12 protein-coding genes are annotated in these 14,977 nt (G+C 59.4%); all 12 read right to left on the reverse strand.

All coding sequences use genetic code 11. The features are described from left to right. Positions 1-46 precede the first annotated feature (46 nt). The 12 genes from dnaE to uppS all read right to left on the reverse strand — a co-directional run bounded on the left by dnaE (position 47) and on the right by uppS (position 14,963). Positions 47-3,568, reverse strand: coding sequence for a DNA polymerase III subunit alpha (dnaE, locus tag HYE77_RS16610; protein ID WP_177008896.1), 3,522 nt, complete (start codon positions 3,566-3,568; stop codon positions 47-49). A gap of 75 nt (positions 3,569-3,643) precedes the next feature. After that, complete coding sequence (rnhB, locus tag HYE77_RS16615) at positions 3,644-4,276, reverse strand: ribonuclease HII (RefSeq protein ID WP_003219305.1); 633 nt, start codon at positions 4,274-4,276, stop codon at positions 3,644-3,646. Continuing rightward, on the reverse strand, positions 4,273-5,412 hold the full coding sequence (gene lpxB / locus HYE77_RS16620) for a lipid-A-disaccharide synthase (RefSeq protein ID WP_087694922.1): 1,140 nt from the start codon (positions 5,410-5,412) through the stop codon (positions 4,273-4,275). Before lpxB ends, rnhB begins: the two co-directional genes overlap by 4 nt. Positions 5,413-5,414: 2 nt before the next feature. Then, complete coding sequence (gene lpxA, locus HYE77_RS16625; RefSeq protein WP_003219308.1) at positions 5,415-6,191, reverse strand: acyl-ACP--UDP-N-acetylglucosamine O-acyltransferase; 777 nt, start codon at positions 6,189-6,191, stop codon at positions 5,415-5,417. After that, the gene (fabZ, locus tag HYE77_RS16630; RefSeq protein WP_003219309.1) at positions 6,188-6,628 is read right to left on the reverse strand and encodes a 3-hydroxyacyl-ACP dehydratase FabZ; all 441 of its coding nucleotides are present in this window, start codon (positions 6,626-6,628) and stop codon (positions 6,188-6,190) included. The genes lpxA and fabZ overlap by 4 nt, the downstream gene beginning before the upstream one ends. A gap of 110 nt (positions 6,629-6,738) precedes the next feature. After that, positions 6,739-7,794 (reverse strand): UDP-3-O-(3-hydroxymyristoyl)glucosamine N-acyltransferase, encoded by a 1,056-nt coding sequence (lpxD, locus tag HYE77_RS16635; protein WP_102368229.1) that lies wholly within the window; start codon positions 7,792-7,794, stop codon positions 6,739-6,741. Positions 7,795-7,797: 3 nt separating this feature from the next. Next, positions 7,798-8,301, reverse strand: coding sequence for an OmpH family outer membrane protein (locus tag HYE77_RS16640; protein WP_003219314.1), 504 nt, complete (start codon positions 8,299-8,301; stop codon positions 7,798-7,800). A 45-nt stretch (positions 8,302-8,346) separates the two neighbouring features. Next, positions 8,347-10,734 (reverse strand): outer membrane protein assembly factor BamA, encoded by a 2,388-nt coding sequence (gene bamA / locus HYE77_RS16645; RefSeq protein WP_008432225.1) that lies wholly within the window; start codon positions 10,732-10,734, stop codon positions 8,347-8,349. A gap of 74 nt (positions 10,735-10,808) precedes the next feature. Then, complete coding sequence (gene rseP, locus HYE77_RS16650; RefSeq protein ID WP_177069007.1) at positions 10,809-12,161, reverse strand: sigma E protease regulator RseP; 1,353 nt, start codon at positions 12,159-12,161, stop codon at positions 10,809-10,811. A 53-nt stretch (positions 12,162-12,214) separates the two neighbouring features. Beyond that, entirely contained in the window at positions 12,215-13,405 is a 1,191-nt protein-coding gene (gene ispC, locus HYE77_RS16655) for a 1-deoxy-D-xylulose-5-phosphate reductoisomerase (protein ID WP_087694925.1), read from the reverse strand. Continuing rightward, on the reverse strand, positions 13,402-14,208 hold the full coding sequence (locus tag HYE77_RS16660) for a phosphatidate cytidylyltransferase (protein ID WP_008432232.1): 807 nt from the start codon (positions 14,206-14,208) through the stop codon (positions 13,402-13,404). The genes ispC and HYE77_RS16660 overlap by 4 nt, the downstream gene beginning before the upstream one ends. Continuing rightward, entirely contained in the window at positions 14,208-14,963 is a 756-nt protein-coding gene (gene uppS / locus HYE77_RS16665) for a polyprenyl diphosphate synthase (RefSeq protein ID WP_003219323.1), read from the reverse strand. Before uppS ends, HYE77_RS16660 begins: the two co-directional genes overlap by 1 nt. Between the last annotated feature and the right edge of the window lie 14 nt (positions 14,964-14,977).

Below are 14,977 nucleotides of genomic sequence, written 5' to 3' on the forward strand. Positions count from 1 at the left end.
ATTAAATGTTCGGTCGAGATCAGGCGATCTTCGTACTGCCTGACCGTCAACGGTATTGGAGGAAGACGTTGTCACGCCCGAACTGGTCACGCAATGCTTGAATCAAGCCATCGGCGGGGTCAATTCGCCACGTCTCGCCAAACTGCAACATCGCCTTGGCGTCGTTGCCGGTGTACTCCATGGTCACCGGGCAGGCGCCACGGTGGCGTTTAAGCAAGTCACCCAACCAGCGTAGCTGATCACCTTTGAGCGCATCGGTCTTGACCTTCAGGCGCAGGCTTTCGGCCAGGTTGGTGCGAGCATCTTCCATGCTCATCACGCGCTTGATCCGCAGGCGCAGGCCGCCGGAGAAGTCGTCGTTGCTGACCTCCCCTTCCACCACCACCATCGCGTCGGTCTGCAACAGCGACTGGGCGGAATGGAAGGCATCGGCAAACAGCGAGGCTTCGATCCGGCCCGAGCGGTCGTCGAGGGTGATGAAACCCATCTTGTCGCCCTTTTTATTCTTCATCACCCGCAGCGCGATGATCATGCCTGCGACGGTCTGGGTATCCCGCGCCGGCTTCAGGTCGATGATGCGCTGGCGGGCGAAACGCCGGATTTCACCTTCATATTCGTCAATCGGGTGACCGGTGAGGTACAGGCCCAGGGTGTCTTTCTCACCCTTGAGGCGCTCCTTGAGGGTCAGGTCCTTGGCCTTGCGATGGTTGGCGTAGACGTCGGCATCTTCTTCGACGAACAGCCCACCAAACAGGTCGGCGTGGCCGCTGTCGTGGGTGCGTGCGGTCTGCTCGGCGGCCTTGATCGCTTCTTCCATGGCGGTCAGCAATACCGCGCGGTTGCGGTCGATATTGGCCTGGTACGCCTTCGGCTCGTCATGGAAGTACGGGCCCAGGCGATCCAGGGCGCCGCTGCGGATCAAGCCATCCAGAGTACGTTTGTTGATGCGCTTGAGGTCGACCCGGGCGCAGAAATCGAACAGGTCCTTGAACGGCCCGTCCTGACGCGCTTCGGTAATCGCCTCCACCGGGCCTTCGCCCACGCCCTTGATCGCGCCGAGGCCATAGATGATGCGGCCTTCGTCGTTCACCGTGAACTTGAACTCGGAAGTGTTCACGTCCGGCGCGTCGAGGCGCAGCTTCATGGTGCGCACTTCCTCGATCAAGGTCACGACCTTGTCGGTGTTGTGCATATCCGCAGACAGTACCGCCGCCATGAACGGCGCCGGGTAGTGAGCCTTCAGCCACGCAGTCTGGTAAGACACCAGGCCATAGGCGGCAGAGTGGGATTTGTTGAAGCCGTAACCGGCGAACTTTTCCACCAGGTCGAAGATGTTACCGGCCAGGTCGGCATCGATGTTGTTGGTGGCGCAACCTTCAATGAAGCCACCGCGCTGCTTGGCCATTTCCTCGGGCTTTTTCTTACCCATGGCTCGACGCAGCATGTCCGCGCCGCCGAGGGTATAGCCGGCCATGACCTGGGCAATCTGCATCACCTGTTCTTGATACAGGATGATGCCGTAGGTCGGTGCCAGTACCGGCTTGAGACCTTCGTACTGGTAGTCGGAGTGCGGGTAAGCCAGCTCGGCACGCCCGTGCTTACGGTTGATGAAGTCATCCACCATGCCCGATTGCAGCGGGCCCGGACGGAACAGGGCCACCAGTGCGATCAAGTCTTCCAGGCAGTCGGGCTTGAGCTTTTTGATCAGCTCTTTCATGCCGCGGGATTCAAGCTGGAACACGGCCGTGGTTTCGGCTTTTTGCAGCAGGCTGTAGGTCGGCTTGTCATCCAGCGGGATAAACGCGATATCCAGCGGTGGCTCATTGACCTTGGCGCGGTCGCGGTTGATGGTCTTCAGCGCCCAGTCGATGATCGTCAGGGTACGCAGGCCGAGGAAGTCGAACTTCACCAGGCCGGCCGCCTCCACGTCGTCCTTGTCGAACTGGGTTACCAGGCCGTCGCCTTCTTCGTCGCAATAAATCGGCGAAAAGTCGGTCAGCTTGGTAGGCGCGATTACTACACCACCGGCGTGTTTACCGACGTTACGCACCACGCCTTCGAGCTTGCGCGCCATGTCCCAGATTTCAGCCGCTTCTTCATCGACCTTGATGAAGTCCCGCAGGATTTCTTCCTGCTCGTAGGCTTTTTCCAGGGTCATGCCGACTTCAAACGGAATCATCTTCGACAGGCGGTCAGCCAGGCCGTAGGACTTGCCCTGTACCCGGGCCACGTCGCGAATTACCGCTTTCGCCGCCATGGAACCGAAGGTGATGATCTGGCTTACCGCGTTACGGCCGTATTTCTCGGCCACGTACTCAATAACTCGGTCGCGACCATCCATGCAGAAGTCGACGTCGAAGTCGGGCATCGATACCCGTTCCGGGTTAAGGAAACGTTCGAACAGCAGGTCGTATTCCAGCGGGTCGAGGTCGGTGATCTTCTGCACATAGGCCACCAGCGACCCGGCACCCGATCCACGGCCAGGCCCCACCGGCACGCCGTTGCTTTTGGCCCACTGGATAAAGTCCATTACGATCAGGAAGTAACCGGGGAACCCCATCTGGATAATGATATCCAGCTCGAAATTCAGGCGGTCGACGTAGACCTGGCGCTTGGCTTCATAATCTTCAGTGGTGTCCTTGGGCAGCAGGACGCTCAGGCGTTCCTCCAAACCGTCGAACGAGACCTTGCGGAAATACTCGTCGATGGTCATGCCATCGGGAATCGGGAAGTTGGGCAGGAAGTGCTTGCCCAGCTTCACTTCAATATTGCAGCGCTTGGCAATTTCGACGGAGTTTTCCAGGGCCTCGGGCAGGTCACTGAACAGCTCGGCCATTTCATCGGCGCTTTTGAGGTACTGCTCTTCGCTGTAGTTTTTCGAGCGGCGCGGATCGTCCAGCGCCCGGCCTTCGCCGATGCATACGCGGGTTTCGTGGGCCTCGAAGTCTTCCTTCTTGATAAAGCGCACATCGTTGGTCGCGACCAGCGGCGCGCCAAGCTTTTCAGCCAGGGCCACAGCGGCGTGCAACTGCTCTTCATCGTTGGGGCGGTTGGTGCGCTGGATTTCCAGGTAGAAACGGTTGGGGAACACCTCCATCCACTCACGGGCGAGCACTTCAGCCTCATGAGGATTGCCGCCCAACAGCGCGATACCGATTTCACCCTCTTTGGCCGCCGAGAGCATGATCAGCCCTTCGCTGGCTTCGGCCACCCACTCGCGCTCGATGATGATCGAGCCATTGCGCTGGCCATCGATAAAGCCACGGGAAATCAGTTCGGTGAGGTTGCGATAACCCACGCCGTTCATCGCCAACAGGCTGATGCGGCTCAGTGGGTTATCCGGGTCCTTGTTCGACAGCCACAGGTCGGCACCGCAGATCGGCTTGATGCCGGCGCCCATGGCGGCCTTGTAGAACTTGACCAGGGAACACATGTTGTTCTGGTCGGTCACCGCCACGGCAGGCATGTTCATGCCCACCAGCGTTTTGACCAGGGGTTTGATCCGTACCAGGCCGTCGACCAGGGAGTATTCAGTGTGCAGGCGCAGGTGAACGAATGAAGCCGGCATAGTGATCCTGTACAAAACGTGGAGACAACAAGGCCCGGATTGTACCGGGCCTTGGCAAAAACATCAGCCTTGCTGCTAAACCTCGATCAGGCTTTCCCGAGCCTCGAAAGCCTGGCGAACCGGGGCAAACGAGCGGCGGTGGATCGGGGTCGGGCCCAGGCGAGCCAAAGCTTCCAGATGAACGGGCGTTGGATAGCCTTTGTGCCCGCCGATGCCGTAGCCGGGATAGATCAATTCGAAAGCCGCCATTTCACGGTCACGGCTGACCTTGGCCAGGATCGATGCAGCGGCAATCGCCGGCACTTTGCTATCACCCTTGACCACCGCTTCTGCGGGCATCGTCAGCTTCGGGCAGCGGTTGCCGTCGATCATCGCCATTTTTGGCGTGATATGCAGGCCTTCAATGGCGCGCTGCATGGCCAGCATGGTGGCGTGCAGGATGTTCAGTTTGTCGATCTCTTCGACTTCAGCGCGGGCGATGTGCCAACTCAGGGCTTTCTCGCAGATCTCGTCGTAGAGTTTTTCGCGACGGGCTTCGGTGAGTTTCTTCGAATCGTTGAGGCCAAGGATCGGACGGTTTGGATCGAGAATCACCGCGGCGGTGACGACTGCGCCGCACAGCGGGCCGCGTCCGACTTCGTCAACACCGGCAACCAGGTCAAGGGCATCGGCGACCAGGCTGAAATCCAGGCCCATTTGCGTCTTCATAGGGCTTCCTGCTTATGACCGATCAACGTCAGCACGGCATCCGCCGCCTGGTTCGACGCATCACGGCGCAAGGTGCGGTGAATTTCGTCGAAACCACGGGTCTGCTCTTCGCCACCGTCGATCAACGGGAAAAGGGTTTGCGCCAGGGCTTCAGGCGTCGCATCGTCCTGCAACAACTCGGGCACCAACAGACGCTGGGCCAGCAAATTCGGCAGGGAGATGTAGGGGCTTTTGACCATACGCTTGAGAATCCAGTAGGTCAGCGGCGCCAGGCGATAGGCAACGACCATTGGGCGCTTGTAGAGCAAGGCCTCAAGGGTCGCGGTGCCGGAGGCGATCAGCACCGCATCGCACGCAGCCAGTGCCAGGTGCGAGCCCCCGTCGAGCAGGGTCAACGGCAAGTTGCGCCCTACCAGCAATTCTTCAATTTGTGCACGGCGCTGAGGACTGGCGCATGGCAATACGAAGCGCACACCCGGCTTCAGCGCCTGCAGGCGTTCGGCTGCATCAAAAAACAGCGCGCCGAGACGACCGACTTCGCCGCCACGGCTCCCCGGCATCAAGGCCACCAGCGGACCTTCGGGCAAACCCAGTTCGGCACGCGCGGCAGCACGGTCGGCCTGCAGAGGAATGGTATCGGCCAGGGTGTGCCCTACAAACCGCACCGGCACGCCCTTCTCTTCGTAGAACCTGGCCTCGAAGGGCAGCAGGGTCAGCATCAGGTCGCAGCCTTCGCGAATCTTGAGCACGCGCTTTTGCCGCCACGCCCACACGGACGGGCTGACGTAATGCACGGTCTTGATCCCGGCCTGACGCAATTTGAGTTCGATATTGAGGGTGAAGTCCGGCGCGTCGATTCCGATAAAGACGTCGGGCTTTTCTTCGATCAGGGTCTGGATCAGCTTTTTGCGACGGGCCAGCAGCTCGCGCAAACGGCCCAGCACCTCCACCAGCCCCATGACCGACAAGCGTTCCATAGGGAAGTAGGACGTCAGGCCTTCAGCCTGCATCAACGGACCGCCGACACCGATGAATTCAACCGCCGGATGCTGGAGCTTGAGGGCCCGCATCAGGCCTGCACCGAGAATATCGCCGGAAGCTTCTCCGGCCACCAACGCTATACGCAGCCTGGCCATGATCAGCGGGTGATGCCGCGAGTCGACGACTGGATAGAGTCACGGAATATCGCGACTTCCGGAAACAATGCGGCTGGCTCCGTCAGTTCGATCAAGGCCTGGTCGACCGTCAGCCCCTGGCGGTAAACCACCTTGTAGGCGCGGCGCAGGGCGTGGATCGCGTCTTCGCTGAAGCCCCGACGGCGCATGCCTTCGAAGTTCATGCTGCGGGCCTCGGCCGGGTTGCCGAATACGGTGACGAACGCCGGAACGTCCTTGCCGATGGCGGTACCCATGCCGGAAAAGCTGTGGGCGCCGATATGGCAGTACTGATGCACCAGGGTAAAACCGGACAGGATCGCCCAATCGTCAACGTGCACATGGCCGGCCAACGCAGTGTTGTTGACCAGGATGCAATGGTTGCCGATTACGCTGTCATGACCGATATGGGCATAAGCCATCACCAGGTTGTGGTCACCGAGGGTAGTCTCGGCACGGTCCTGGACAGTACCGCGGTGAATGGTCACGCCTTCACGGATGATGTTGTGATCACCGATTACCAGACGTGTTTCTTCACCCTTGTACTTCATGTCCGGGGTGTCTTCGCCTATCGATGAGAACTGATAGATACGATTGTGTTTGCCAATCCTCGTCGGGCCTTTGAGGATCACATGCGGCCCGATGACTGTCCCCTCGCCGATTTCCACACCTGCGCCGACGATCGACCAAGGGCCGACCTCAACGTCGGCGGCCAGTACGGCCGTCGGATCGATGATTGCGCGAGGGTCAATCAAACTCATAGTTTGCGTTCCGCACAGATGATTTCAGCCGAGCACACCGGCTTGCCGTCGACCGAGGCCTGGCATTCGAACTTCCAGATCTGGCGCTTGCAGCTGATGAACTTGGCTTCAAGGATCAACTGGTCACCCGGAGTTACCGGGTTGCGGAAGCGCAGTTTGTCAGAGCCCACGAAATAGTAGAGCGTGCCATCGGCAGGCTTCAGGTCGAGCATTTTGAAACCAAGGATACCGGCAGCCTGGGCCATCGCTTCGATGATCAATACGCCTGGCATGATGGGATGCGCAGGGAAGTGACCGTTGAAGAACGGTTCGTTGATGCTGACATTCTTGTAGGCACGAATGCGCTTTTCCTCAACATTGAGGTCCGTGACCCGGTCCACCAGCAGGAATGGGTAACGGTGAGGCAGGTATTCGCGAATCTCGTTGATGTCCATCATTTCGGGGGGAAGCCTGTAATAAAGATTGGGAGCGTGCGGACTAAGGCACGCCCCTCTAGCAAATCAAGGAGGCAGTCTAGCGGCTGTGCACACTTGATATGGAAATGGTATCAGCCATCTGATGAAGCATTACCGCCAGGGGTCACGTCCCCAACACGCTTTTCCAGATGTTTCAGGCGCCGAGCGATATCGTCGAGCTGCCTCAGACGCGCCGCGCTCTTGCGCCATTCGGCCGCAGGCTGCATGGCCGTACCGGATGAATAGGACCCAGGCTCGGTAATCGAATGGGTCACCATGGTCATGCCGGTGATGAATACGTTGTCGCACACTTCGATATGGCCCACCAGGCCAACACCCCCGGCGAGCATGCAATGCTTGCCGATCCTGGTGCTGCCGGAGATCCCCACGCAGGCGGCCATGGCGGTGTGATCGCCAATCTGCACGTTGTGGGCGATCTGAATCTGGTTATCCAGTTTCACGCCGTTACCAATGACGGTATCGGCCAGGGCCCCGCGGTCAACGGCAGTGTTGACGCCAATTTCAACGTCATCGCCAATCAACACGCCGCCCACTTGGGCAATCTTGTGCCAGACACCCTTCGAGTTGGCGAAGCCGAAGCCCTCGCCGCCAATCACGGCACCGGACTGAATCACCACACGCTCACCGATACGCACGTCGTGGTACAGGGTTACACGCGGAGCCAGCCAGCCACCGGCACCAATCTCGCTGCGCGCGCCGATAAAACACTGGGCACCCAGCGTTACACCCGCCCCGATGCGTGCACCGCTTTCAATCACCACAAAAGCACCGATGCTCGCGGCAGGGTCAACCTGAGCGTCATCGGCGATCACCGCCGTCGGATGGATACCGGCGGGGGCCTTGGGTTTCGGATCGAACAGGTGCGACACCCGGGCATACGCCAGGTACGGATCGGCAACAACCAGCGCGTCCCCGGCAAAACCTTCGGCGTCAGCGGCCTTCAGCAGCACGGCTGCGGCGCGGCTTTCGCCCAGGTATTTACGGTATTGGGGGTTTGCCAGGAAGCTCAACTGAGCTGGGCCAGCCTCCTGCAAGGTGGCTAGCCCAGTGATTTCCTTCTCCGCGGAGCCACGCAAGGTGGCTCCCAGGAACTCGGCCAATTGGCCGAGCTTGATAGTCGCAGTCATGGCTTACTTCAGCTGATTCATGCGCTCGATCACCTGACGGGTGATGTCGTACTGAGGTTTAACGTCGATGACTGCACCGCGTTCGAATACCAGGTCAAAGGCACCTTTCTTGATGACTTCTTCCACAGCGCTGTCGAGTTTCGGCTTCAGCTGCTTGAGCATTTCGCGGTCGGCAACAGCCTTGGCTTCGTTCAGTTCCTTGGACTGGAACTGGTAGTCACGGGCCTTTTGCTTGAATTCAAGCTCCAGACGCTCGCGCTCGCCTTGCTGCATCTTGTCGCCACCGGCTACCAGACGATCCTGGATGCCCTTGGCGCTGCTTTCCAGCGTCTTGAGCTTGGTCAGTTGAGGACCGAATTTCTTCTCGGCATCTACGGCATATTTCTTGGCCGCATCGGATTCCAGCAGCGCCATCTGATAGTTCAGAACGGCAATTTTCATTTCGGCAAAGGCCGGGGTCGCTACCAGGACAGTCGCCAGGAGAACCAATTGAGTCAACTTACGCACGATGCACTCCTACAGAATCCGTTGTCGTTATCTTGGGTCAGACGCTTAGAACGTCTGGCCGAGGGAGAATTGGAAAATCTGGGTTTCAGCGTTATCCGGTTTCTTGACCGGCATGGCCAGAGCAAAGCTCAATGGGCCAAGCGCGGTAACCCAGGTCACACCGACACCGACAGAGCTTGCCAGGTTGCTGAAGCTCACATCGTTGCACTGCGTGTTGGACTTCGAGCCATTCGGGTTGGTGACCTGTTCGCACTTGGAGTCGAACACGTTACCCACATCCCAGAAGACCGAAGTACGCAGGGAACGTTGATCTTTAACGAATGGCAGCGGGAACAGAATCTCAGCACCACCCTGGATCAGCACGTTACCACCGAATGGCAGCGGGTCGTTGTCCGAGTCAGCCACAGTCCCCTGGTTACCGGTCACACCCACGCCACGGCTTGGGGTACCACGAGGACCCAAGGTGCTGTCCTTGAAACCACGTACCGAGTTGAAACCACCCGCATAGTAGTTCTCATAGAACGGCAAGCCGCTGGTCGAACCGTAACCGTCGCCATAACCCAGCTCGGTGTGCAGGCGCATGGTGTAGTTTTCGCTCAAAGGCTGGAACAACTGGCCACGGTAGTCGAGTTTGAAGAACGACAGGTCGCTGCCCGGCGTGGTGGCTTCCAGGGTCAGGCTCTGGGAATGGCCGCGGGTCGCGAGTACGCCTTTGTTCAGGGTCGATTCCGACCAACCGGCCGAAGCCTTGAAGTTCAGGAACTGGTCGCCTTCTTTACGCACGAAGTTGAAGATCTCATCCACGGTGTACACACCGGTCTTGATCTTGTCCTGCTGCGCGGTCAGGCCGAAGGTCAGACGCGAGGTCTCACTGATCGGGTAACCAATGTTGGCACCAACACCGAAGCTGTCGATTGCATAGCTTGCAACGTCAACGTCGAGGTCTTTGTAGTCGGTTGTGCGATAGAAGGCGTTGTAGCCCAGGCTCACGCCGTCAGCAGTCCAGTAGGGGTCGACATAACCGAAGTTATAGCGGCTCTGGTATTCGCTTCGGGTCAGGCCGATGGAAACCTTGTTACCGGTACCGAGGAAGTTGTTCTGGGTGATCGAACCACCGAGGATCAGGCCGGCACTCTGGGCGAAACCGACACTGGCGGTAATCGAACCGGAGGCTTGCTCTTCTACGGCGTAGTTCACGTCAACCTGGTCATCCACACCCGGTACAGCCGGGGTTTCAACGTTGACTTCCTTAAAGAAGCCCAGGCGCTCGAGGCGAACCTTGGACTGGTCGATCAGGTAAGTCGACGCCCAGCCACCTTCCATCTGACGCATTTCGCGGCGCAGCACTTCGTCGGCAGACTTGGTGTTGCCACGGAAGTTGATGCGGTTCACGTAGGCACGCTTGCCCGGGTCTACAACGAAGGTGATGTCCACGGTGTGGTCTTCGTCGTGCGGGGTCGGTACGCCGTTGACGTTGGCGAAGGTATAGCCTTCGTTACCCAGGCGACGGGTGATCAGCTCGGAGGTGGTGGTCATCAGCTTGCGCGAGAACACCTGGTCCTTCTGCACCAGCAACAGGGACTTGACCTGGTCTTCAGGCACTTTCAAGTCGCCGCTGAGCTTGACGTCACGAACCTTGTACTTCTCGCCTTCGTTGACGTTGACAGTGATATAGACGTGCTTCTTGTCCGGGGTGATGGACACCTGGGTCGAAGCGATATCCATGTTGATATAGCCGCGGTCCAGGTAGTAGGAACGCAGGCGCTCCAGGTCACCGGAGAGTTTTTCACGGGCATACTTGTCATCGTTCTTGAAGAACGACAGCCAGTTGGTGGTCTTGAGTTCGAACAGGTCGATCAAGTCGTCATCAGCAAACTTGGTGTTACCCACCACGTTGATGTGCTGGATGGCCGCCACGGTGCCTTCGTTGATGTTGACCTTCAGGCCGACGCGGTTACGCGGTTGCGGCACCACTTCGGTCTCGACGGTAGCCGAGTAACGACCCTGGGCAACGTACTGGCGTTGCAGTTCGTTACGCACGCCTTCGAGGGTGGCACGCTGGAAGATCTCGCCTTCGGCAAGGCCGGATTGCTTGAGGCCTTTCATCAAGTCCTCAGTGGAGATCGCCTTGTTGCCTTCGATCTCGATACTGGCGACAGAAGGTCGCTCGACGACAGTGATGACGAGGACGTTACCTTCGCGACCCAGCTGGATATCTTGAAAGAACCCGGTTTTGAACAGCGCACGAGTGGATTCCACCAGGCGACGGTCATCAGCCTGTTCCCCGACGTTCAACGGCAAGGCACCAAAGACGCTACCCGCGGAAACCCGCTGGAGGCCGTTGACGCGAATATCGGAGATGGTGAAGGACTCGGCGTGAACTTCGGCGATCATCAATACGGTGAGAACCGCAGTTAGCAGCAGACGTTTCATGAAGTCCTTTCTTATTCCAACTGGCAATAAACAAACTGCCGCAAAATGCGGCAGATTCGCAATTCAGCGAAGCGTTACAGTCGTCCCAGATCGTTGACCAGGGCTAATAACATCACCCCGACCACCAAACTGATACCGATCTGTATCCCCCAACCCTGCACCCGATCCGACAAGGGGCGACCACGCGCCCACTCGACCAGATAAAACAACAGATGCCCCCCATCCAATACTGGAATGGGCAACAAATTCAGAACCCCAAGGCTAATACTCAGATAAGCCAGGAAATTCAGGAAATCTACAACGCCCGACTGGGCAGAAGCGCCCGCCACTTTAGCAATGGTTATCGGTCCACTCAAGTTTTTTACCGAGAGCTCGCCGAACAACATTTTCTTGAGGGAATCGAGGGTCAGCACACTCATGGTCCAGGTGCGTCTCGCACCCTCGCCAATCGCCGCCAACGGCCCGAAGCTGACCTCTCGAACCATCGAAGGTGGCCAATCGACACCTTTAACGCCGGCCCCCAGGTAACCCCCGACTGCCTTGGCTTCCCCACGAACCGCCAGGGTCACAGGGACGTCGATTTGAGCACCATCGCGCTCAACTTTCAGCACAATTTTGGTATCAGGGCGTACACGCACCAGGTCGACCACCTGCTGCCAGTCACTCAGCGCCTGGCCATCGAGGGCCAGCAGGCGATCACCGGTTTTCAGACCCGCGGCCTGGGCCGGCCCCTTCGGATCCAGCTCCGCCAGCACCGGCGGTAAGGCCGGACGCCATGGGCGAATGCCCAGAGATTTGATCGGGTCAGGCTCATCGGAGCCTTTCAGCCAGTGATCCAGGGCCAGCTCGCGCGAGGTTTCGGTGGTGGAGTCCTGATCGCGCACCACCAGTTTCACGATGCCGCTTTCACCCAGGCGACGCACCAACTGCAAATTGACGGCACCCCAGCCGGTGGTTGGCTCGCCATCAACTGCAACAATTTCTTGCCCGGCAGTCAGGCCGGCCTTCGCCGCCATGCTGTCGGCCTCGACGGCACCGATCACCGGACGCACCTGCTGACTACCCAACATGGCCAGGACCCAGAAGAACACCATCGCCAACAGGAAATTTGCGATCGGGCCTGCCGCGACGATGGCGATGCGCTGACGAACGGTCTTGCGGTTGAAGGATTGATCCAACTGATCAGCCGGCACTTCGCCTTCGCGCTCGTCGAGCATCTTGACGTAGCCGCCCAATGGAATGGCCGCAATTACGAACTCGGTGCCACGACGGTCGTGCCAGCGCAGCAACGGCATGCCGAAGCCTACGGAAAAGCGCAGTACCTTGACGCCGCAACGACGCGCGACCCAGAAATGGCCGAACTCGTGGAAGGTAACCAGCACACCCAGAGCAACCAGGGTGCCGACAATCATGTAGAGCGCACTCATCTAATTTCTCCGCATTTCAATCCAGTGCCTGAAGGCTTGAACACACCCAGAGGCTAACGCGTATTGCGGCTCAACCACTGCTCGGTCAAGGCCCGGGCCTTTGCATCCGCTTCGAACACCGCGCCCAGATCATTCACCGGGACGACGGGCTCAAGGCTCAAAACGTCCTCGATGATACCCGCGATCTGCGGAAAGCGGATGCGCCGGTCCAGAAACGCCGCCACAGCCACTTCATTGGCCGCATTCAGCATCGCCGGGGCACTGTTACCCGCCTCCGCAGCTTGCCGCGCAAGACGCAGGCAAGGGAAGCGTTGCTCGTCGGGCGCTTCGAAGTCCAGACGGGCAATGGCAAACAGATCCAGCGGCGCAACACCCGAGTCAATCCGCTCAGGCCATGCCAGGGCATTGGCGATCGGCGTACGCATGTCCGGATTGCCCAGTTGGGCCAATACCGAGCCATCCACATAGTCCACCAGGGAATGAATCACACTTTGCGGGTGGATCACCACCTCGACCTGGTCCGGCCGGGCATCGAACAACCAGCAGGCCTCAATCAGCTCCAGGCCCTTGTTCATCATGCTCGCTGAATCCACCGAGATCTTGCGCCCCATGGACCAGTTCGGGTGAGCGCACGCCTGATCGGGAGAAACATGCTCCAGATCGGCCAGCGGCGTCTGCCGGAACGGACCACCGGAGGCTGTCAGCAGAATCCGGCGCACGCCGACCTGGCTCAACCCGCGGGCGAAATCACCAGGCATGCATTGGAAAATCGCGTTGTGCTCGCTGTCGAGCGGCAACAGCACGGCGCCGCTCTTGCGCACCGCCTGCATGAAGAGTGCCCCGGACATCACCAGGGCTTCTTTGTTGGCCAGCAGAATCTTCTTGCCCGCATCAACGGCCGCTAGGGTCGGGCGCAAGCCGGCAGCGCCGACAATCGCCGCAACCACGGTGTCGACCTCAGGGTCTGCCGAAACCTGGCACAACCCCTCCTCCCCCACCAATACCTGAGTCGCCAGGCCCGCAGCGCGCAAGTCATCCTGCAAACCACGTGCAACTGCCGCTTCGGGCACTACTGCGTATTGCGGCGCGTGCCGCACACACAGTGCCAGCAGTTCACTCAGGCGACTGAAACCGGTCAAGGCGAATACTTGATAACGCTCGGGATGACGGGCAATCACATCCAGGGTGCTTAGCCCCACCGAGCCGGTAGCGCCCAGCACGGTTACCTGTTGCAGGCGGCTCACGAGGCAGCCATCCACAGCAGTACGGCAAAGATCGGGATCGCGGCAGTCAGGCTGTCGATACGGTCCAGCACGCCACCGTGACCCGGCAGCAGGTTACTGCTGTCCTTGATCCCGGCCTGGCGCTTGAACATGCTTTCGGTCAGGTCACCTACCACCGAGATGAACACCACCACGGCTGCGCCCACCAGACCCAGTAGCATTTCCTTGACGGTCCAGCCACGCACCACACCGACCACCACGGTAATCACCAGGGTCAACGCCAGGCCGCCATACACGCCTTCCCAGCTTTTGCCCGGGCTGACAGCCGGCGCCAGCTTGCGCTTGCCGAAGGCACGCCCGGAGAAATAGGCGCCGATATCGGCACCCCACACCAGGACCATCACCGCCATGATCAGCCAGTTACCCAGTTGCATGTGCTTGATGTAGACCAGGCCCTGCCAGGCAGGCAACAGAATCAAAAGGCCAATCACCAGCTTGCAGGCAACACTGGACCAGTGACTGCTGGTGCCCGGATAGGTCAGCACCAGATAGGTCGCCAACGCCCACCACAACACCGCCGCACCCAGCACCCAGGGCGCCACGTCCGGCAGGATGTACATCAGGAACATCAACAACGCCACGACAGCGGCATACACCACACGAGGCAACTGCGCGGCGAAACCCGCCAGGCGCGCCCATTCCCAGGCACCCAGGGTCACAACCAGGCCGATGAACAGCGCGAAGTTCGCACCTTCAAGCAGGAAAAACCCGCACAGGGCAATAGGCAGCAGGATCAGCGCCGTGATGATTCGTTGTTTAAGCATTAAACCCGGGCTCCAGCTTCGATCTGCTCGCTCGTTTTACCGAAGCGACGCTGACGGGAAGCGAAATCGGCCAGCGCATTGCGCATGGCATCGTGTTTGAAGTCCGGCCAGAACAGGTCGGAGAAGTACAGCTCGGTATAGGCCAACTGCCACAACAGGAAGTTGCTGATGCGATGGTCGCCACCGGTACGAATGCACAGGTCCGGCAACGGCAGGTCGCCGGTCACCAGGCAGGTTTGCAAGAGTTCGGGGGTGATGTCTTCCGGGCGCAGATGGCCGGCCTGCACTTCCCGCGCTAGACGCTGCGCGGCCTGGGCAATATCCCACTGGCCGCCGTAGTTGGCTGCGATCTGCAGCACAAAACGGTTGCTGCCGGCAGTGATCGCCTCGGCTTCGCGCATGGCCGCCTGCAGCTCCGGATGAAACCGCGAACGGTCACCGATGATACGCAGGCTGATGTTGTTCTCGTTCAGGCGCTTGGCCTCGCGGCGCAGGGCCTTGAAGAACAGGTCCATCAAGGCACTGACCTCCTCGGCCGGGCGCTGCCAGTTTTCACTGGAGAACGCGAACAGGGTCAATACTTCGACCTTGGCCTCGGCGCACACCTCGATCACGGCTCGTACAGCGTCGACACCCGCTTTATGCCCGGCAACGCCCGGCATAAAGCGCTTCTTCGCCCAGCGATTATTCCCGTCCATGATGATCGCGACATGGCGCGGCACCACGGAGGGCACAGTCTGCTTGGTCTTTTCCATGAAGGCGTCCTGAC

Origin of the sequence: Pseudomonas sp. IPO3774 (assembly GCF_013386835.1) — a bacterium.
In the GTDB taxonomy this organism is placed as follows: domain Bacteria; phylum Pseudomonadota; class Gammaproteobacteria; order Pseudomonadales; family Pseudomonadaceae; genus Aquipseudomonas.